This window comes from Pseudomonas sp. 5P_5.1_Bac1, assembly GCF_025466015.1.
Taxonomy (GTDB): domain Bacteria; phylum Pseudomonadota; class Gammaproteobacteria; order Pseudomonadales; family Pseudomonadaceae; genus Aquipseudomonas.
In genome coordinates this window covers 37426-55371 of the sequence record NZ_JANLNX010000078.1, presented here as the reverse complement: position 1 = coordinate 55371, position 17946 = coordinate 37426, and the positions used below count along the sequence as shown (strand labels likewise).

General features: G+C 63.0%; 14 protein-coding genes. 7 read left to right on the top strand and 7 right to left on the bottom strand.

The window, feature by feature from the left end; genetic code table 11:
- Positions 1 to 35: 35 nt before the first annotated feature.
- Positions 36 to 770, bottom strand: coding sequence for a phosphoadenylyl-sulfate reductase (locus NTD82_RS16340; protein ID WP_095157790.1), 735 nt, complete (start codon positions 768 to 770; stop codon positions 36 to 38).
- Positions 771 to 916: 146 nt separating this feature from the next.
- Here NTD82_RS16340 and thrH point away from each other — a divergent pair, with 146 nt between their 5' ends.
- Positions 917 to 1534, top strand: coding sequence for a bifunctional phosphoserine phosphatase/homoserine phosphotransferase ThrH (gene thrH / locus NTD82_RS16335; protein ID WP_262129467.1), 618 nt, complete (start codon positions 917 to 919; stop codon positions 1532 to 1534).
- A 38-nt stretch (positions 1535 to 1572) separates the two neighbouring features.
- Here thrH and pabB read toward each other — a convergent pair whose 3' ends face one another.
- From pabB to NTD82_RS16315, 4 genes are all read right to left on the bottom strand, one after another.
- Positions 1573 to 2916 (bottom strand): aminodeoxychorismate synthase component I, encoded by a 1344-nt coding sequence (gene pabB / locus NTD82_RS16330; protein WP_262129466.1) that lies wholly within the window; start codon positions 2914 to 2916, stop codon positions 1573 to 1575.
- 118 nt (positions 2917 to 3034) lie between these two features.
- The gene (locus NTD82_RS16325) at positions 3035 to 4015 is read right to left on the bottom strand and encodes an alpha-L-glutamate ligase-like protein (protein WP_175653742.1); all 981 of its coding nucleotides are present in this window, start codon (positions 4013 to 4015) and stop codon (positions 3035 to 3037) included.
- Positions 4015 to 5547: an inactive transglutaminase family protein gene (locus NTD82_RS16320; RefSeq protein WP_095157782.1), complete on the bottom strand. Its 1533-nt coding sequence runs from the start codon at positions 5545 to 5547 to the stop codon at positions 4015 to 4017. Before NTD82_RS16320 ends, NTD82_RS16325 begins: the two co-directional genes overlap by 1 nt.
- Positions 5548 to 5552: 5 nt before the next feature.
- Positions 5553 to 6089 (bottom strand): ATP-dependent zinc protease, encoded by a 537-nt coding sequence (locus NTD82_RS16315; protein ID WP_095157781.1) that lies wholly within the window; start codon positions 6087 to 6089, stop codon positions 5553 to 5555.
- 285 nt (positions 6090 to 6374) lie between these two features.
- Here NTD82_RS16315 and NTD82_RS16310 point away from each other — a divergent pair, with 285 nt between their 5' ends.
- The 5 genes from NTD82_RS16310 (at position 6375) to prpF (ending at position 13320) form a co-directional block, all read left to right on the top strand.
- Positions 6375 to 7085, top strand: coding sequence for a GntR family transcriptional regulator (locus NTD82_RS16310; protein WP_095157779.1), 711 nt, complete (start codon positions 6375 to 6377; stop codon positions 7083 to 7085).
- A complete protein-coding gene (gene prpB / locus NTD82_RS16305) occupies positions 7082 to 7972 on the top strand; it encodes a methylisocitrate lyase (protein WP_110972090.1) in 891 nt (296 codons plus the stop codon). Before NTD82_RS16310 ends, prpB begins: the two co-directional genes overlap by 4 nt.
- Positions 7973 to 8093: 121 nt before the next feature.
- Complete coding sequence (prpC, locus tag NTD82_RS16300) at positions 8094 to 9221, top strand: 2-methylcitrate synthase (RefSeq protein ID WP_262129465.1); 1128 nt, start codon at positions 8094 to 8096, stop codon at positions 9219 to 9221.
- A 176-nt stretch (positions 9222 to 9397) separates the two neighbouring features.
- Entirely contained in the window at positions 9398 to 11983 is a 2586-nt protein-coding gene (acnD, locus tag NTD82_RS16295) for a Fe/S-dependent 2-methylisocitrate dehydratase AcnD (protein ID WP_262129464.1), read from the top strand.
- A 146-nt stretch (positions 11984 to 12129) separates the two neighbouring features.
- Positions 12130 to 13320, top strand: coding sequence for a 2-methylaconitate cis-trans isomerase PrpF (prpF, locus tag NTD82_RS16290; RefSeq protein WP_262129463.1), 1191 nt, complete (start codon positions 12130 to 12132; stop codon positions 13318 to 13320).
- Between the two features lie 164 nt (positions 13321 to 13484).
- Here the strand turns inward: prpF and acnB are convergent, their stop codons facing one another.
- On the bottom strand, positions 13485 to 16085 hold the full coding sequence (gene acnB / locus NTD82_RS16285; RefSeq protein ID WP_262129468.1) for a bifunctional aconitate hydratase 2/2-methylisocitrate dehydratase: 2601 nt from the start codon (positions 16083 to 16085) through the stop codon (positions 13485 to 13487).
- A 405-nt stretch (positions 16086 to 16490) separates the two neighbouring features.
- Here acnB and NTD82_RS16280 point away from each other — a divergent pair, with 405 nt between their 5' ends.
- A complete protein-coding gene (locus NTD82_RS16280; RefSeq protein WP_095157767.1) occupies positions 16491 to 16958 on the top strand; it encodes a DUF1289 domain-containing protein in 468 nt (155 codons plus the stop codon).
- 55 nt (positions 16959 to 17013) lie between these two features.
- Here the strand turns inward: NTD82_RS16280 and NTD82_RS16275 are convergent, their stop codons facing one another.
- Positions 17014 to 17877 carry a universal stress protein gene (locus NTD82_RS16275; RefSeq protein ID WP_262129462.1) on the bottom strand — a complete coding sequence of 288 codons (864 nt, stop codon included), beginning with the start codon at positions 17875 to 17877 and terminating at the stop codon, positions 17014 to 17016.
- Between the last annotated feature and the right edge of the window lie 69 nt (positions 17878 to 17946).

The window sequence follows — 17946 nt, the reverse complement described above, 5'->3', positions numbered from 1 at the left end:
GCTTGCCACTTGAAGCTTGCAGCTAAAAAAAGCCGTCAGGCTTTGGAGATGAGGTTGCCGGCGTGCAACCCGCATTCCTTCTGGGTCGACTCTTCCCACCACCAGCGGCCTTCGCGTTCGTGCTGGTTCGGCAGCACCGGGCGGGTGCAGGGCTCGCAGCCGATGCTGATGAAGCCGCGTTCGTGCAGGCTGTTGTACGGGATTTCCATCATGCGGATGTAACCCCAGACTTCCGCGCTGCTCATCTGCGCCAGCGGGTTGAACTTGTACAGGGTGCGCTCCGGGGTGGAGAAGGCGCTGTCGATTTCCAGCGCAGCCACCTGGCTGCGGGTGCCTGGGCTCTGGTCGCGGCGCTGGCCGGTGGCCCAGGCGCTGACGGTGCTCAGCTTGCGGCGCAGCGGTTCGATCTTGCGGATGCCGCAGCATTCGCCATGACCATCCTTGTAGAAGCTGAACAGGCCCTTGTCCTTGACGAACGGGTCGAGCTTTGCGCGATCCGGCGAAAGGAGCTCGATCGGCAGCTTGTACTCTTCGCGGACCCGGTCGATGAAACGGTAGGTCTCCGGGTGCAGGCGCCCGGTGTCGAGGCTGAACACCTTGACGTTCTTGTTCAGTCTCCAGGCCATGTCCACCAGCACGACGTCTTCGGCGCCGCTGAAGGAAATCCACAGGTCATCGCCGAAGTGTTCGAAGGCGAGCTTGAGGATGTCCTGGGGGGACTTGTTGGCGTAGGTCGCGGCCAGTGCGGCGACGTCGAAGGATTGGCTCATCAGGCGGCTTCCGGTCATTGAATGGCGCTTGGCGCTCGTAGTGGGGCAGATGTTACCAAAAAATGCCCGGCCAGACGGGTCGCAATGCCAGACAAGCATTGCTAGAGTGCAGCTCCCATTTTTTGGCGTTGTTCGAGGAGTGTGTTGTGGAAATTGCCTGTCTCGATCTGGAAGGCGTATTGGTCCCGGAAATCTGGATCGCCTTCGCGGAGAAAACCGGAATCGAATCGCTGCGGGCCACCACCCGCGATATTCCGGCCTATGACGTACTGATGAAGCAGCGCCTGCGGATTCTCGATGAGCATGGCCTGAAGCTGTCGGATATCCAGGCGGTGATCGCCACCCTCAAGCCGCTGGACGGCGCCGTCGAATTCGTCAACTGGCTGCGCGAGCGCTTCCAGGTGGTGATCCTCTCCGACACCTTCTACGAGTTCTCCCAGCCGCTGATGCGCCAACTGGGCTTCCCGACCCTGCTGTGCCACCGCCTGATCACCGACGAGACCGATCGCGTGGTGAGTTACCAACTGCGCCAGAAAGATCCCAAGCGCCAGTCGGTCCTGGCCTTCAAGAGCCTGTACTACCGGGTGATCGCAGCAGGTGATTCGTACAACGACACCACCATGCTGGGCGAAGCGGATGCTGGCATCCTGTTCCATGCGCCGGAAAACGTGATCCGCGAATTCCCGCAGTTCCCGGCGGTGCATGATTTCGAGGCGCTGAAGAAAGAGTTCATCAAGGCTTCGAATCGTTCTTTGAGTCTGTAAGACGAGGGCCTAATCGCTGGCTTGCCAGCGATGAGGTCCTATAGACCCTGCAAGGTTTCCAGCAACACCCGCACCTTGGTGATCGACTCCTGATACTCCGACTCCCAATCCGAGTCCGCTACCACCGCGCCACCACCCCAGCAGCAGACCTGCCCGTCCTTCACCAGCAGGCTGCGAATAGCGATCGAGCTGTCCATCTCGCCGCGCACGTCTACATACAGCAATGACCCGCAATACAGCGCCCGACGGCTGGGCTCCAGCTCGTCGATGATCTGCATCGCGCGGATTTTCGGTGCGCCGGTGATGGAGCCGCCAGGGAAGCTGCCGGCGATCAGGTCCAGCGCGTCCTTGTCCGACGCGAGCCGGCCGGTCACCGCGCTGACCATGTGGTGCACGTTCGGGTAGCTTTCCAGGCTGAACAGCTCCGGCACACGCACCGAACCGATCTCGCAGGTGCGGCCGAGGTCGTTGCGCAGCAGGTCGACGATCATCAGGTTCTCGGCGCGGTCCTTGCTGCTGGCCAGCAATTCTTCGCCGTTGGCGCGGTCTTGCAGTGGGTCGGTGCTGCGCGGGCGGGTGCCTTTGATCGGGCGGGTTTCCACCTGGCCGGCACTGACCCGGATAAAGCGCTCGGGCGAGAAACTCAGCAGGGTGCTGCCGTCGTCCAGCGTCTGGAAGCCGGAAAACGGCGTCGGGCACGCCGCCCGCAGCGCCTGATAGGCGTGCCACGGATCGCCCTGGCAGGGGGCGCGGAAACGCTGGGTCAGGTTGATCTGGTAGCAATCGCCGGCCTGGATGTACTGCTGGACCCGTTCGAAGGCCTCGCGGTATTGCTCGGCACTGATGTCGCCGCGCATCGGCGCGTCGAGGTGGAAGCGTTCGCTGGGGCTTGGTGTAACCGGGTTGAACCGTTCGATCAGGCGCTCGCGTTCGGCCTGCGCCAGGGTCGGGTGGAACAGCAACTGGCTGGTGCCCGTCTGGTGATCGCTGATCAGTGCCCACGCATACAGGCCGAGGGTCGCGTCCGGCAGGCTGAGGTCGTCTCGCGCCAGTTCCGGCAATTGCTCCAGGCGTCGGCCGAAGTCATAGCTCAGGTAGCCGATCAGACCGCCGGCGAAGGGCAGTTCCACGCCGTCCGGCAACTCGGCCGGACCCAGTTCGGCAAGGCTGTCACGCAGCCGTTGCAGGTAGCGGCCGCCGGACTCGCCCGCTTGCACCACCAGGCTGCGCAGCGGCCAGGCGCTGAGCAGGTCGAAACGGCCGCGTTCGGCGCCCGGACGGGCGCTGTCGAGCAGCACGGCGCCGGGGGCGTGGCGGATGCAGTCGAAATAGCGGGCGGGGTCGGCCTGGTAGGGCAGGGGGTGCAGTGTGCAGGTTGGCATTCGTTTGAACGGCTTGTAGGCGGGGGAGGCATTGTAGACCCGTGTAGGAAATGCTCCTAGAGGTCCTACAGGAAGAAACCGACCGCCCCGACGGCAAAAGCGACGGGGCGGTCGAGGTTCACTGGGCCGGCACGTGGCCGAACAGGTTCTGGGCGAAACGCACGCGGTCTTCGACGCTTTCCTGGACACCGTCTTTCGCCAGCGCTTCCAGGTGTGCCTCGATGGCATGGGTACGCTGGGTCAGGCCGCAGTCGTTGGCGATCTGGATGTTCAGGCCGGGGCGGGCGTTGAGTTCGAGGATCAACGGGCCCTTGTCCTGGTCCAGCACCATGTCCACGCCGATGTAGCCCAGGCCGCACAATTCATAGCAGCCGGCGGCCAGCTTCATGAAGCCGTCCCAGTTCGGCAGTTGCACGCCGTCCACCGCGTTGGTGGTGTCCGGGTGCTTGCTGATGATGTTGTTCAGCCAGGTGCCGCGCAGCGTCACGCCGGTGGCGAGGTCAACGCCGACGCCGATGGCGCCCTGGTGCAGGTTGGCCTTGCCGCCTGACTGGCGGGTCGGCAGGCGCAGCATGGCCATGACCGGGTAGCCCATCAGCACGATGATGCGGATATCCGGCACGCCTTCGTAGCTGATGCTCTTGAAGATCTGGTCCGGGGTCACCCGGTACTCGATCAACGCACGGTCGCGGTGACCGCCGAGGGAGTAGAGGCCGGTGAGGATGCTGGAAATCTGGTGCTCGATTTCCTCGTGGCTGATGATCTTGCCCGAGACGGTGCGGTAGCGGTTCTCGAAGCGGTCGGCGATCACCAGGATGCCGTCACCGCCGGCGCCCTGGGCCGGCTTGATGACGAAGTCGCTGCGGCCGCCGATGATCTGGTCGAGTTTCTCGATCTCTTTCTCGGTGGAGATGATCCCGTACATCTCCGGCACATGGATGCCGGCCTGGATCGCCCGTTCCTTGGTGATGATCTTGTCGTCGACGATGGGGTACAGGTGGCGCTTGTTGTACTTGAGGACGTAGTCCGCGTTGCGCCGGTTGATACCCATGATGCCCCGGGCTTCCAGGGCCTTCCATGTCTTCCAGAGTCCGAACATCAGGCGTCAGCCTTCACGAAAGCCTTGAAGCGAACCAGCTCCGTCAGGCGGTAGCCGCGGTAGCGACCCATCGCCAGCATGAAGCCCACCAGGATCAGCAGCACCGCCGGGAAGGTGAAGATGAAGTACACCAGTTCCGGCACGGTCATCAGCAGGTGCGCCAGGGAGGCGGCGAACAGGGTGCCGATGGCGACTTTCATCGCATGGCCACCACCGCGCTCTTCCCAGGTGATCGACAGGCGTTCGATGGTCATGGTCAGAATCACCATCGGGAACAGTGCCACCGACAGGCCACGTTCGAGGCCCAGCTTGTGGCTGAACAGGCTGATGGCGGCGATCAGCACCACGACGAAGGTCAGCACCACCGACAGGCGCGGCAGCATCTGCAGCTTGAGGTGCTCGAGGTAGGAGCGCAGCGACAGGCCCAGCGCGGTGATCACCGTGAACAGCATGATGCCGAAGCCCAGCTGCGTTTCGCGGAAGGCCAGGGCGATCAATACCGGGGTGAAGGTGCCGAGGGTCTGCACGCCGATCAGGTTGCGCAGGATCAGGATCACCAGCACGCCGATCGGGATCATCACCATGATCATGAAGGTCTGCTGGGTCTGCAGCGGCAGGCCGTAGAGCGAGTATTCGAGGAAGTCGGCGTCGGTGTTCTCGTCGGTCAGCTTGGCCAGGCGGATGGCGTTCATCTCGCTGTTGTTCAGGCTGAAGCTGACGCTGACTTTCTTGCCGCCGTCGACGGTGATCAGGTTGTCGTCACCGGTCCACCACAGCAGGCGGTCGCTCGGCAGGCCCTGCTCGCCGGTATCCGGGTTGAAGTACAGCCAATCGTTGCCGTTGAAGCTGCGCAGCCAGAGTTCCGGGGTCTGCGGCTGGTCGGCCACCAGGCGGATGGTTTGCACGCGTTCGAGCGGAACGTGGGCGATGGACAACAGCAGGTCGATGACCTTGGCCTTCTTCTGCACCGAGGTGTCACCGGCCAGCAGCAGCTTGACGTTGTCGTCGTTGAGATTGTTGACACGCTTGATGGTTTCGCCGACGAAGGTCTCGACGTCCGCCGAATGCTGGCGGATCGGCGCCAGCAGCGCTTCGGCAGCGATCTTCTCCGGGCCTTCCACGGGCAGGCTGTCGCGGAAGGTCGGGCCTTTGATCTTGGGCTTCTCGGTGCTGTAGCGCTTGGTCAGCACCAGGCGGTAGTAGAGCGTCTGGTTGCCGCTGGCGCGACGGGCCGACCAGGTCACCTTGCGGTTGCCGTCGACGCGGTTGACGCTCACGCCATAGTTGTTGGAGATGAAGCTCTCGTTGAGGCTGACGTAGTCACGGCTCAGCGGCGGCACGTACATCTGGACCTTGACCGGGTCTTTTGGACTGGCGACGAACTCGACCTTGGCGTCGATGTTCCACAGGTCGTCGGTTTCGTCCTCGGTCACCGGGATGCCCAGGAAGAAGATCTGATAAGCCGTGATCAGGATACCCAGCAGCACCAGTACGGTGATCAGGACTTTCAGATGAAGGGTAAGAGAGCGCATCGGGGTTACTCTGCGGTGTGAGCGTCAGTGGCGCAGGCGGGTTTGCCGGCAGCGTATTTAAGGCTTGGATCGACCAGCGCATCGAAGTGCTTGAGCGCCTCGGAGCCGATCAGCAACGGGTACTGGAAGGCGCTGCGATCGGTCAGGTTCACTTCGATGCTGCGCAGGGCGGTGCCCATGCAGATATTCAGGCTGATCACCGGACGGGCGGTGTAACCCTTGCCCTCGTCCGGGTTGTAGTCGCCGGCGCGTCGCTTGATCTTGCTGACGCGCGCCAGAGGGCGTTCTATCGGATGGGAATGAGCGGCGTCAATGGCCAGGTAGAAGCGTACCCAGGATTCGCCGTTACGCTTGAAACGCTTGATGTCGCGGGCGCTGAGGGAGGCGGTCTTGGCCCCGGTGTCGAGTTTGGCGGCGACTTCCAGGTTGATATCGGCAAGCCGGGCGTATTCGTTCAGGCCGTAGACGGTCTTGCCCGCCGCCTGGCCCAGGGCCGGTAGCAAACAGAGGCTGAGCAACAGTAGAAGGGGCGAAAGTCTCATAGATCCTGGCGCAATGCTGTGGGTGTTCAGGTCAAGGCCACTGGCAGTTCTGCGCAAGCTCCTCGTTGGTCTGACAGAAAAACATGACAGACACACTATCCATACCCCAAAGAGGCGGCGGCATTCTATCACGCTGGTATTCCGGCGCCAGCGGCGCAACTCAGACAACACGCGGTCCCTTGAAGTTCGTTCTTAGACGATTGTCGACAATATTGAATTTGTCTTTGACTGCAATGGCGTATTTAGCTAATTTCAGCGCATTGGATTTTCAAGGTGTCGACAATCATGCTGGACACAGCTCAAGCACCCGGCGTAACCCAGGATGACTCGGAAACCCTTTCCGAAAACGTCTTTCGACGCATCCAGGCCGCGATCGTCAAGGGTGAGATTGCCCCGGGCAGCAAGATCTCCGAGCCGGAACTGGCGCGCACCTACGGCATCAGCCGCGGCCCGCTGCGTGAGGCCATCCACCGCCTGGAAGGCCAGCGCCTGCTGGTGCGGGTGCCGCATGTCGGCGCCCGGGTGGTGTCACTGAGCCATGCCGAACTGATCGAGCTGTACGAGATCCGCGAATCCCTCGAAGGCATGGCCTGCCGCCTGGCCGCCGAGCGTATGAGCGTAGCCGAGATCGATGAGCTGCGCCGGGTGCTCGACACCCACGAGCGCGACGCCGCGTTCCAGGCCGGGGTCGGCTATTACCAGCAGGAAGGCGACTTCGACTTCCACTACCGGATCATCCAGGGCAGCGGCAACCGCACCCTGGTGCAGATGCTCTGCGGCGAGCTTTATCAGCTGGTGCGCATGTACCGCATCCAGTTCTCGGCGACGCCCAATCGGCCGCGCCAGGCCTTTACCGAACACCACCGGATTCTCGACGCCATCGCCGACCGTGACGGCGAACTGGCGGAACTCCTGATGCGCCGCCACATCGGCGCTTCCAAACGCAACATCGAGCGTCACTACCTGGACGCCACTAACCCACGAGGTGAGTCATGAGTCAGAAAAGCAGTCCCGGCCAGCGTTTTCGCGATGCAGTAGCTGCCGAGCACCCGTTGCAGGTTGTCGGCGCCATCAACGCTAACCACGCGCTGCTGGCCAAGCGTGCCGGGTTCAAGGCCATCTACCTCTCCGGTGGCGGTGTTGCTGCAGGCTCCCTCGGCCTGCCGGACCTGGGTATCACTGGCCTGGATGACGTGCTCACCGACGTGCGCCGCATCACCGACGTCTGCGACCTGCCGCTGCTGGTGGATGTCGACACGGGCTTCGGGTCCTCGGCGTTCAACGTCGCCCGTACCGTGAAGTCGATGATCAAGTTCGGCGCCGCCGCCATCCATATCGAAGACCAGGTCGGCGCCAAGCGTTGCGGCCACCGTCCGAACAAGGAAATTGTCTCGCAGCAGGAGATGGTCGACCGCATCAAGGCCGCCGTCGATGCCCGTACCGATGACAGCTTCGTGATCATGGCGCGCACCGACGCGCTCGCCGTGGAAGGTCTGGAAGCCGCGCTTGATCGCGCCGCCGCCTGCATCGAGGCTGGCGCCGACATGATCTTCCCGGAAGCCATCACCGAACTGTCGATGTACAAGACCTTCGCTGACCGCGTTCGCGCGCCGATCCTGGCCAACATCACCGAATTCGGCGCCACCCCGCTGTACACCACCGAGGAACTGGCGTCCGCCGACGTCTCCCTGGCGCTGTACCCGCTGTCGGCGTTCCGCGCCATGAACAAGGCCGCCGAGAACGTCTACAACGCGCTGCGCCGCGACGGCACGCAGAAGAATGTGATCGACACCATGCAAACCCGCATGGAGCTGTATGACGCCATCAACTACCACGCGTTCGAGCAGAGCCTCGACGCCCTGTTCGCCCAGAAAAAAGCCTGACTCACATGATCCTGCAGGAGCGAGCTTGCTCGCGAAGGCGTCAACCAGGGCGCCGTATCCTCAGGATCCGAAACACGATTAGCCAAAGCTTCCATAACAAATTCAAGAAAGGAGATATCCCATGGCCGAAGCAAAAGTACTCAGCGGAGCCGGCCTGCGTGGCCAGGTGGCCGGGCAGACCGCACTGTCGACAGTCGGTCAGGCTGGCGCCGGGCTGACCTACCGCGGCTATGACGTCCGTGACCTGGCCGCCAACGCCCTGTTCGAAGAAGTCGCCTACCTGCTGCTCTACGGAGAACTGCCGAACAAGGCCCAGCTCGCCGAATACCAGGCGCGCCTGAAAACCCTGCGCGACCTGCCGCAGGCGCTGAAAGAAGTGCTGGAGCGTATTCCGGCCAACGCCCATCCAATGGATGTCATGCGTACCGGCTGTTCGGTGCTCGGCACCCTGGAGCAAGAGCTGAACTTCGACCAGCAGCGTGACAAGACCGATCGCCTGCTGGCGCTGTTCCCGGCGGTGATGTGCTACTGGTATCGCTTCAGCCACCACGGCGTGCGCATCGACTGCACCAGCGACGAAGACACCATCGGCGGGCACTTCCTGCACCTGTTGCACGGCAAGAAACCGAGCGACCTGCACGTCAAGGTGATGAACGTTTCGCTGATCCTCTACGCGGAGCACGAATTCAACGCCTCGACCTTCACCGCACGGGTGTGTGCCTCGACCCTGTCGGACCTGTACTCCTGCGTCACCGCCGCCATCGGTTCGCTGCGCGGTCCGCTGCACGGCGGCGCCAACGAAGCGGCGATGGAGTTGATCGAACGCTTCCAGAGCCCGCAGGAAGCCGTGACCGAACTGCTGAAAATGCTCGAGCGCAAAGACAAGATCATGGGGTTCGGCCATGCCATCTACAAAGAGTCCGACCCGCGCAACGAAGTGATCAAGGGCTGGGCCAAGAAGCTGGCCGATGAAGTGGGTGACACCGTGCTGTACCCGGTCTCCGAAGCCATCGACAAGACCATGTGGGAGCAGAAGAAACTGTTCCCGAACGCCGACTTCTACCATGCCTCGGCGTACCACTTCATGGGCATCCCGACCAAGCTGTTCACCCCGATCTTCGTCTGCTCGCGCCTGACCGGCTGGGCAGCGCACGTCTTCGAGCAGCGCGCCAACAATCGCATCATCCGTCCGAGCGCCGAGTACACCGGCGTCGAGCAGCGCACGTTCGTGCCGATCGAGCAGCGCTGATAAAGAGCCCGCCGCACCTGGCTCTGTTTCTGTAGGAGCGAGCTTGCTCGCGATGGCGATGAATCTGTCAGTGGGTTTGATCCCGCTGACGCTATCGCGAGCAAGCTCGCTCCTACAGGGCGGGGCAGGGCAGACAGGGTCTATCCACCGAACACCGTGACCGAGCCGACCTGACCATGAACACCGAATTCCGCAAGTCCCTGCCAGGCACCGGCCTGGACTACTTCGACGCTCGCGCGGCAGTCGACGCGATCGCGCCGGGCGCTTACGACCGGCTTCCCTACACCTCCCGCGTGCTGGCAGAAAACCTGGTACGCCGTTGCGATCCCGCGACCCTCAACGCGTCGCTGAGCCAGCTCATCGAACGCAAGCGCGACCTCGACTTCCCGTGGTTCCCGGCGCGCGTGGTCTGCCACGACATCCTTGGCCAGACCGCCCTGGTCGACCTCGCTGGCCTGCGTGACGCCATTGCCGACAAAGGCGGTGACCCGGCCCAGGTCAACCCGGTGGTGCCGGTGCAGTTGATCGTCGACCACTCGCTGGCCGTGGAGTGCGGCGGCTTCGACCCGCAGGCGTTCGAGAAGAACCGCGCCATCGAGGACCGTCGCAACGAAGACCGTTTCCACTTCATCAACTGGACCAAGAAGGCGTTCAAGAACGTCGACGTGATCCAGCCCGGCAACGGCATCATGCACCAGATCAACCTGGAGAAAATGTCGCCGGTGATCCATTCCGAGCGCGGCGTGGCCTATCCCGATACCTGCGTCGGCACCGACAGCCACACCCCGCATGTCGATGCCCTGGGCGTGATCGCCATTGGTGTTGGTGGCCTGGAAGCCGAGAACGTCATGCTCGGTCGCGCGTCCTGGATGCGCCTGCCGGAAATCGTCGGCGTCGAGCTGTCCGGCAAGCCGCAACCGGGTATCACCGCCACTGACGTGGTGCTGGCCCTGACCGAGTTCCTGCGCAAGCAGAAAGTGGTCGGCGCCTACCTTGAATTCCACGGCGAAGGTGCCCGCGCCCTGACCCTGGGCGACCGCGCCACCATCTCCAACATGGCCCCGGAATACGGCGCCACTGCGGCGATGTTCGCCATCGACTCGCAGACCATCGACTACCTGCGCCTGACCGGTCGTGAAGAGGAGCAGGTCAAGCTGGTCGAGACCTACGCCCGTGAAGCCGGCCTGTGGGCCGACAGCCTGGTCAATGCCGAGTACGAGCGCGTGCTGCGTTTCGACCTGTCCAGCGTCGTGCGCAACATGGCCGGCCCGTCCAACCCTCATGCCCGCGTCGCCACCAGCGACCTGGCGGCCAAAGGCATTGCCGGCGCCTGGGAAGACGTGCCGGGGCAGATGCCGGACGGTGCGGTGATCATCGCCGCCATCACCAGTTGCACCAACACCAGTAACCCGCGCAACGTCATCGCCGCCGGCCTGCTGGCGCGCAATGCCAACAAGCTCGGTCTGGCCCGCAAGCCGTGGGTCAAGTCGTCGCTGGCGCCGGGTTCGAAGACCGTCGCCCTGTACCTGGACGAAGCCGGCCTGACCGACGAACTGGAACAGCTTGGCTTCGGCATCGTCGCCTTCGCCTGCACCACCTGCAACGGCATGTCCGGTGCACTGGATCCGCAGATCCAGCAGGAAATCATCGACCGCGACCTGTACGCCACCGCCGTGCTGTCGGGTAACCGCAACTTCGATGGCCGTATCCATCCGTATGCCAAGCAGGCGTTCCTCGCTTCGCCGCCGCTGGTGGTGGCCTACGCCATCGCGGGCACCATCCGCTTCGATATCGAGAAGGATGTGCTGGGCGTGGTCGACGGCAAGGAAATCCGCCTGAAAGACATCTGGCCGAGCGACGCCGAAATCGACGCGGTGGTCCGCGCCTCGGTGAAGCCGGAGCAGTTCCGCCAGGTCTACATCCCGATGTTCGCCATCGAAGAAGACAAGGGGCCGAAGGTTCCGCCGCTGTATGAATGGCGCGAAATGAGCACCTACATCCGCCGTCCGCCGTACTGGGAAGGCGCCCTGGCCGGTGCGCGTACGCTTACCGGCATGCGCCCGCTGGCGGTGCTGCCGGACAACATCACCACCGACCACCTGTCGCCGTCCAACGCCATCATGCTGGACAGCGCCGCGGGCGAGTACCTGGCGAAAATGGGCCTGCCGGAAGAGGACTTCAACTCCTACGCGACCCACCGTGGTGACCACCTGACCGCTCAGCGCGCCACCTTCGCCAACCCGAAACTGTTCAACGAGATGGTGCTGGAAGACGGCAAGGTCAAGCAGGGTTCGCTGGCCCGGGTCGAGCCGGAAGGCAAGGTCACCCGCATGTGGGAAGCGATCGAAACCTACATGGAACGCAAGCAACCGCTGATCATCGTCGCCGGTGCCGACTATGGCCAGGGCTCGTCCCGCGACTGGGCGGCCAAGGGTGTGCGTCTGGCGGGGGTCGAGGCCATCGTGGCCGAAGGTTTCGAGCGTATCCACCGCACCAACCTGGTCGGCATGGGCGTGCTGCCGCTGGAGTTCAAGCCGGGCGTCGATCGCAAGACACTGGGGCTGGACGGTAGCGAGCTGTATGACGTGGTCGGCGAGCGTACCCCGCGGGCGACCCTGACCCTGGTCATCACCCGCAAGAACGGCGAACGCGTCGAAGTGCCGGTGACCTGCCGCCTGGATACCGCTGAAGAAGTGTCGATCTACGAGGCCGGTGGTGTGTTGCAGCGCTTTGCCCAGGACTTCCTGGAAGGCGCGGCCTGATATCGGCACGGCGCGGGCAGTGATGTTGACTGCCCGGGCCTTATCGCTGGCAAGCCAGCTCCCACAGGTACGGTGAACGCCGCACCTTGTGGGCGCTGGCTTGCCAGCGATTGGGGTTTCACCTATTGAACTGACAGGACAAATCCATGGCGCATGTACCCCAGATCAAAATCCCCGCCACCTACATCCGTGGCGGCACCAGCAAGGGTGTGTTCTTCAATCTCCAGGACCTGCCCGAAGCCGCGCAACTGCCCGGCGCCGCCCGCGATGCGCTGCTGCTGCGGGTGATCGGCAGCCCCGATCCCTACGGCAAGCAGATCGACGGCATGGGCGGGGCGACCTCCAGCACCAGCAAGACCGTGATCCTGTCCCGCAGCATCAAGCCGGAGCACGACGTCGATTACCTGTTCGGTCAGGTGTCGATCGACAAGGCCTTCGTCGACTGGAGCGGCAACTGCGGCAACCTGTCGGCGGCGGTGGGCTCTTTCGCCATCAGCGCCGGCCTGGTCGACCCCGCCCGCGTCCCGGCCAATGGCGTCGCCACCGTGCGCATCTGGCAGGCGAATATCGGCAAGACCATCATTGCCCACGTGCCAGTCACCAACGGCGAGGTGCAGGAAACCGGTGATTTCGAACTCGACGGCGTGACCTTCCCGGCGGCCGAGGTACAACTGGAGTTTCTCGATCCGGCCGCCGATGAAGACGACGGCGGTGGGGCGATGTTCCCCACCGGCAATCTGGTCGATCAACTCGATGTGCCGGGTGTCGGCAGCTTCGAAGTGACCCTGATCAACGCCGGTATCCCGACCATCTTCGTCAACGCCGAGGCCATCGGCTACACCGGCACCGAGCTGCAGGACGCGATCAACGGCGATAACGCGGCCTTGGCCCGTTTCGAAACCATCCGTGCCCATGGCGCGGTGCGCATGGGGCTGATCAAGCACATCGACGAAGCCGCGGGCCGGCAGCACACGCCGAAAGTCGCTTTCGTGGCGCCGCCGGCGGACTACCTGTCGTCCAGTGGCAAACAGGTGAAAGCCGGTGATATCGACCTGCTGGTGCGGGCGCTGTCCATGGGCAAGCTGCACCACGCCATGATGGGCACCGCGGCCGTTGCGATTGGTACGGCGGCGGCGATTCCGGGAACGCTGGTCAACCTCGCGGCCGGTGGCGGCGAGCGCGAAGCGGTGCGCTTCGGGCATCCTTCCGGGACCCTGCGGGTGGGTGCGCAGGCGCAGCAGGTGGGCGGGCAATGGACCGTGACCAAGGCGATCATGAGCCGCAGTGCGCGGGTGTTGATGGAAGGGTGGGTGCGGGTGCCGGGGGATTCGTTCTAAGGCATTTTTCGCAGGCTTCGGCTTTGAACAGCGGTGTCCGTCGAGAGGCGGGCACCGTTTTTTTGTTTCCGGGACCGCGTAGCGGTCCTAAAATCATCAATCACGAATGCAGCAGACATAAAAAACCCCGCTTTTCAGCGGGGCTTTTTCAACGCAGGTTCTGCTTAGATCTGAACAGCGGCGATCTTGGCGTTCGCGGCGACTTCGCGGAACTCGGCGATCTGGTCGAAGCTCAGGTAGCGGTAAACGTCGGCAGCCATGCTGTCGATGTTCTTCGCGTACTCCATGTACTCCTCGACGGTCGGCAGCTTGCCGAGGATCGAAGCGACCGCGGCCAGTTCGGCCGAAGCCAGGTACACGTTGGTCGCGTCGCCCAGGCGGTTCGGGAAGTTACGGGTCGAGGTGGAAACCACGGTCGAACCGGTCTGTACGCGAGCCTGGTTACCCATGCACAGCGAGCAGCCTGGCATTTCCATGCGCGCGCCAGCCTTGCCGTAGATGCCGTAGTAGCCTTCTTCGGTCAGTTGGTGAGCGTCCATCTTGGTTGGCGGAGCCAGCCACAGACGGGTAGGGATGCCACCCTTGACCTTCTCCAGCAATTTACCGGCAGCGCGGAAGTGACCGATGTTGGTCATGCACGAACCGATGAACACTTCGTCGATCTTCTCGCCCTGAACGCTCGACAGCAGGCGAGCGTCGTCCGGGTCGTTCGGCGCGCAGAGCACAGGCTCCTTGACGTCGGCCAGGTCGATTTCGATGATTTCGGCGTATTCGGCGTCAGCATCGGCAGCCAGCAGCTCAGGGTTGGCCAGCCAGGCTTCCATGGCTTGCGCGCGGCGCTCCAGGGTGCGTGGGTCGCCGTAGCCTTCGCCGATCATCCAGCGCAGCAGGGTGATGTTGGAGGTCAGGTACTCGGCGATGGCCTTTTCCGGCAGCTTGATGGTGCAACCCGCGGCGGAACGTTCGGCCGAGGCGTCGGACAGCTCGAAGGCTTGTTCGACGGTCAGATCGTTGAGACCTTCGATTTCCAGGATGCGGCCGGAGAAGGCGTTGATCTTGCCCTTCTTCTCGACGGTCAGCAGGCCTTGCTTGATCCCGTAGTAAGGGATGGCATGAACCAGGTCACGCAGGGTGATGCCAGGTTGCAGCTTGCCCTTGAAGCGAACCAGGATCGATTCCGGCATGTCCAGCGGCATGACGCCGGTGGCGGCGGCGAAGGCGACCAGGCCGGAACCGGCCGGGAACGAGATGCCGATCGGGAAGCGGGTGTGCGAGTCGCCGCCGGTGCCGACGGTGTCAGGCATCAGCATGCGGTTCAGCCAGCTATGGATGATGCCGTCGCCAGGACGCAGGGACACGCCGCCACGGGTGCGGATGAAATCCGGCAGGGTGTGGTGGGTGGTGACGTCGATCGGCTTCGGATAGGCCGCGGTGTGGCAGAACGACTGCATGACCAGGTCAGCGGAGAAGCCCAGGCACGCCAGGTCTTTCAGCTCGTCACGGGTCATCGGGCCAGTGGTGTCCTGGGAACCGACGGTGGTCATCTTCGGCTCGCAGTAGGTGCCCGGACGAACGCCGGTCACGCCGCAAGCCTTGCCGACCATTTTCTGCGCCAGGGTGTAGCCCTTGCCGGTGTCGACAGGCTGCTCTGGCTTCTTGAACAGGTCGGAAGCGCCCAGGCCCAGTTCGGTACGGGCTTTTTCGGTCAGGCCACGGCCGACGATCAGCGGGATACGGCCGCCAGCGCGGACTTCGTCCAGCAGGACTTCGGTTTTCAGCGCGAAGTTGGTGACCAGTTCGTCGCTACCGTGACGGCGTACTTCGCCTTTGAACGGGTAGACGTCGATGACATCGCCCATCGCCAGGTTGGTGCAGTCGAATTCGATCGGCAGGGCGCCGGCGTCTTCCATGGTGTTGTAGAAGATCGGGGCGATCTTGGTGCCGAAGCAGAAACCACCGGCGCGCTTGTTCGGCACGTACGGGATGTCGTCGCCGAAGAACCACAGCACGGAGTTGGTTGCGGATTTACGCGAGGAACCGGTACCGACCACGTCACCGACGTAGGCGACCGGGAAGCCCTTGGCTCTGACCGCTTCGATCTGCTTCAGCGGACCGACCGAACCTGGTTGCTCTGGCTCGATGCCGTCACGGGCCATTTTCAGCATGGCCAGGGCGTGCAGCGGGATATCAGGGCGCGACCAGGCATCTGGAGCAGGGGACAGGTCGTCGGTGTTGGTTTCGCCAGGCACCTTGAACACGGTCAGGGTGTATTTCTCGGCGATGGCAGGACGGGTGGTGAACCACTCGCCGGCAGCCCAGGAGTCCAGTACAGCCTGGGCGTGCGCGTTGCCGGACTTGGCTTTTTCGGCCACGTCGTGGAAGGCATCGAACATCAGCAGGGTGTGCTTGAGCTGTTCGGCCGCGACGGCGCCCAGTTCGGCGTCATCCAGCAGCTCGACCAGGGTGGCGATGTTGTAGCCGCCCTGCATGGTGCCCAGCAGCTCGGTGGCACGCTTGCGGTCGATCAGAGGGGATTTGGCGTCGCCTTTGACGATGGCGGAGAGGAAAGCGGCCTTGACGTAGGCGGCTTCGTCGACTCCCGGCGGAACGCGGTCGGTGATCAGTTCAACGAGGAAGGCTTCTTCGCCGGCCGGCGGGTTTTTCAGCAGCTCGACCAAGCCTGCAGTTTGTTCGGCGTTAAGCGGCTGGGGAACGATACCCAGGGCTGCGCGCTCTTCGATATGTTTGCGGTAGGCTTCAAGCACAGTTATTACCCTCATCAGTGGTCCCAAATGGGTGTCCGGGACGCTCATCCAGAAAATCCGCACTCATGCGCAAATACGGCTTTTTGAGCCGCGTAGCCAGAGTTGCAGGAAATCCTTACAGAAGCTGCTTTCAAAGTTTTACGCCTGCAGAACGGGGAGCTGATGAGGGCTGGCACGGGACATTCACAGGTGAATCTCCCGAGCCAACGCCGTTCTACCGGATAACTGTGCTCGTGACGCTTTGAAAACAGCTTCTAACGGACATTTGGCGCCTTAAAAGGCCGGGTGATTCTACGGCAAATTCAAAATAAAGGTAAGGCAGCGGCGAAGACTTTAGCGGGTGACCCTCGTTAGACAAAGGGCTAACATGGCCGTCTGTTCCGTTGCCATGCTGTCGATTTGCCCATGTCCAATCAGTCCATCAAGACGCCTTGCGTCGGCCTCTGTTCCACGGTTTACGGGGATCTGGTGTGCCGCGGCTGCAAGCGATTCCACCATGAAGTGATCCACTGGAACGGCTACAGCGAGGATGAAAAACGCGCGGTGTGGTTGCGTCTGGAGCAACTGCTGGTCCAGGTGATGACCGCCAAGCTGGAGGTTTTCGACGCCGGGCGGCTGCGCCAGCAACTGGAGCAGCGCAAGATCCGCTACGTCCCCCATCAGTCCGAATATTGCTGGGCCTACCAGTTGATCGCCCGCGGCGCGCGGGTGATCCGCGAGCTGGAGGCCTACGGGCTGGTGTTGTTGCCGGAGTTTCGCGAGTGGGAATTGCCGGAGCTGCGGGATGCCATTGATACCGAATTCTTTCTTCTTTCTGAAGCCCACTACCAGCGGTATATCGCGCCGGGTTTCTTGAAGGATGCGTTGGGTTAGTCCGTTTCGGCCTCATCGCTTGCCAGCGATGAGGCCCTCAAGGTTTCCTCAAGAATCAGCCTTGTGCCAATTCATTCAACTGCGCCGCCACTTCCGCCGTCTTCAGTACCAGCACATCGCATTCCAGCGAATCCAGCACCACTTCCGACGTATTGCCGATCAGCGCGCCAGTGATCCCGGTGCGGGCCACGGTCCCGATCACCGTCACCACCGCGTCCAGCTTGCTGGCGGTGTACGGGATCAGCACGTCCGCCGGGCCTTCGGCGACATGCAGGCGCTCGTCGCTGATATCGAACTCCGCCTGGAAGGCGGCGCAGGCCTCGCGATAGCGTTGCTCGATGGTTTCCTTGAGCTGATAGACCGGGTCCGCCGCCGACAACATGGGCGACGGGTGGGCGCTGATCACGTGCAGGCTGCCCTTGGCCAGGTCGGCGATGGCGTAGCCGTGGTCGACGATATCGCCATGCAGCACGCGGTGGTCCTGGTCGTTGTTGCCCACGTCGACGGCAGCGAGGATCACGCCGCCGGTCCATGGCCGCTCGGTCTTGACCATCAGCACCGCCGCCGGGCACAGGCGCAGCAGTTTCCAGTCGGTGGGGGTGAGCAGGGCCTTGCGCAGCGGGTTGTCCGGGCGGTGCTCCTTGATCACCAGCTCGCAGCCTTCGGCCTGCTGCACGTCGATGATCGATTCGTGAAGGGTGTCGTGCCACGCCTGCTCGAAGGTGACGTTGTCGTAGCCATCATCGTGCAACTGGCTGGAGAGCAGGCTGAGCAGGGCGCTGTGGTCGTGTTTCTTGTCGCACATCAACAGGTGAAGGCGTGCGCCGGTCGCCTTGGCGATGAGTTTGGCCCGGGTCAGGGCCCGGCTGTGGGCGTGCTCGGGATCGAGTACCACCAGGATGCTGCGTACGGCTTGCATGAACGAGAACTCCCTTCGGAAATGGCGACCAATGCCTGACTATAGTCGGCGCTCGATGCGACGCGGCTT

Bases quoted from the DNA above. Each gene is read 5' to 3' on its own strand.
- prpC (WP_262129465.1), top strand. From the start codon at position 8,094: ATGGCCGAAGCAAAAGTACTCAGCGGAGCCGGCCTGCGTGGCCAGGTG.
- prpB (WP_110972090.1), top strand. From the start codon at position 7,082: ATGAGTCAGAAAAGCAGTCCCGGCCAGCGTTTTCGCGATGCAGTAGCT.
- prpF (WP_262129463.1), top strand. From the start codon at position 12,130: ATGGCGCATGTACCCCAGATCAAAATCCCCGCCACCTACATCCGTGGC.
- NTD82_RS16340 (WP_095157790.1), bottom strand. From the start codon at position 770: ATGAGCCAATCCTTCGACGTCGCCGCACTGGCCGCGACCTACGCCAAC.
- NTD82_RS16315 (WP_095157781.1), bottom strand. From the start codon at position 6,089: ATGAGACTTTCGCCCCTTCTACTGTTGCTCAGCCTCTGTTTGCTACCG.
- NTD82_RS16320 (WP_095157782.1), bottom strand. From the start codon at position 5,547: ATGCGCTCTCTTACCCTTCATCTGAAAGTCCTGATCACCGTACTGGTG.
- pabB (WP_262129466.1), bottom strand. From the start codon at position 2,916: ATGCCAACCTGCACACTGCACCCCCTGCCCTACCAGGCCGACCCCGCC.
- NTD82_RS16275 (WP_262129462.1), bottom strand. From the start codon at position 17,877: ATGCAAGCCGTACGCAGCATCCTGGTGGTACTCGATCCCGAGCACGCC.
- NTD82_RS16325 (WP_175653742.1), bottom strand. From the start codon at position 4,015: ATGTTCGGACTCTGGAAGACATGGAAGGCCCTGGAAGCCCGGGGCATC.
- acnD (WP_262129464.1), top strand. From the start codon at position 9,398: ATGAACACCGAATTCCGCAAGTCCCTGCCAGGCACCGGCCTGGACTAC.
- NTD82_RS16310 (WP_095157779.1), top strand. From the start codon at position 6,375: ATGCTGGACACAGCTCAAGCACCCGGCGTAACCCAGGATGACTCGGAA.
- NTD82_RS16280 (WP_095157767.1), top strand. From the start codon at position 16,491: ATGTCCAATCAGTCCATCAAGACGCCTTGCGTCGGCCTCTGTTCCACG.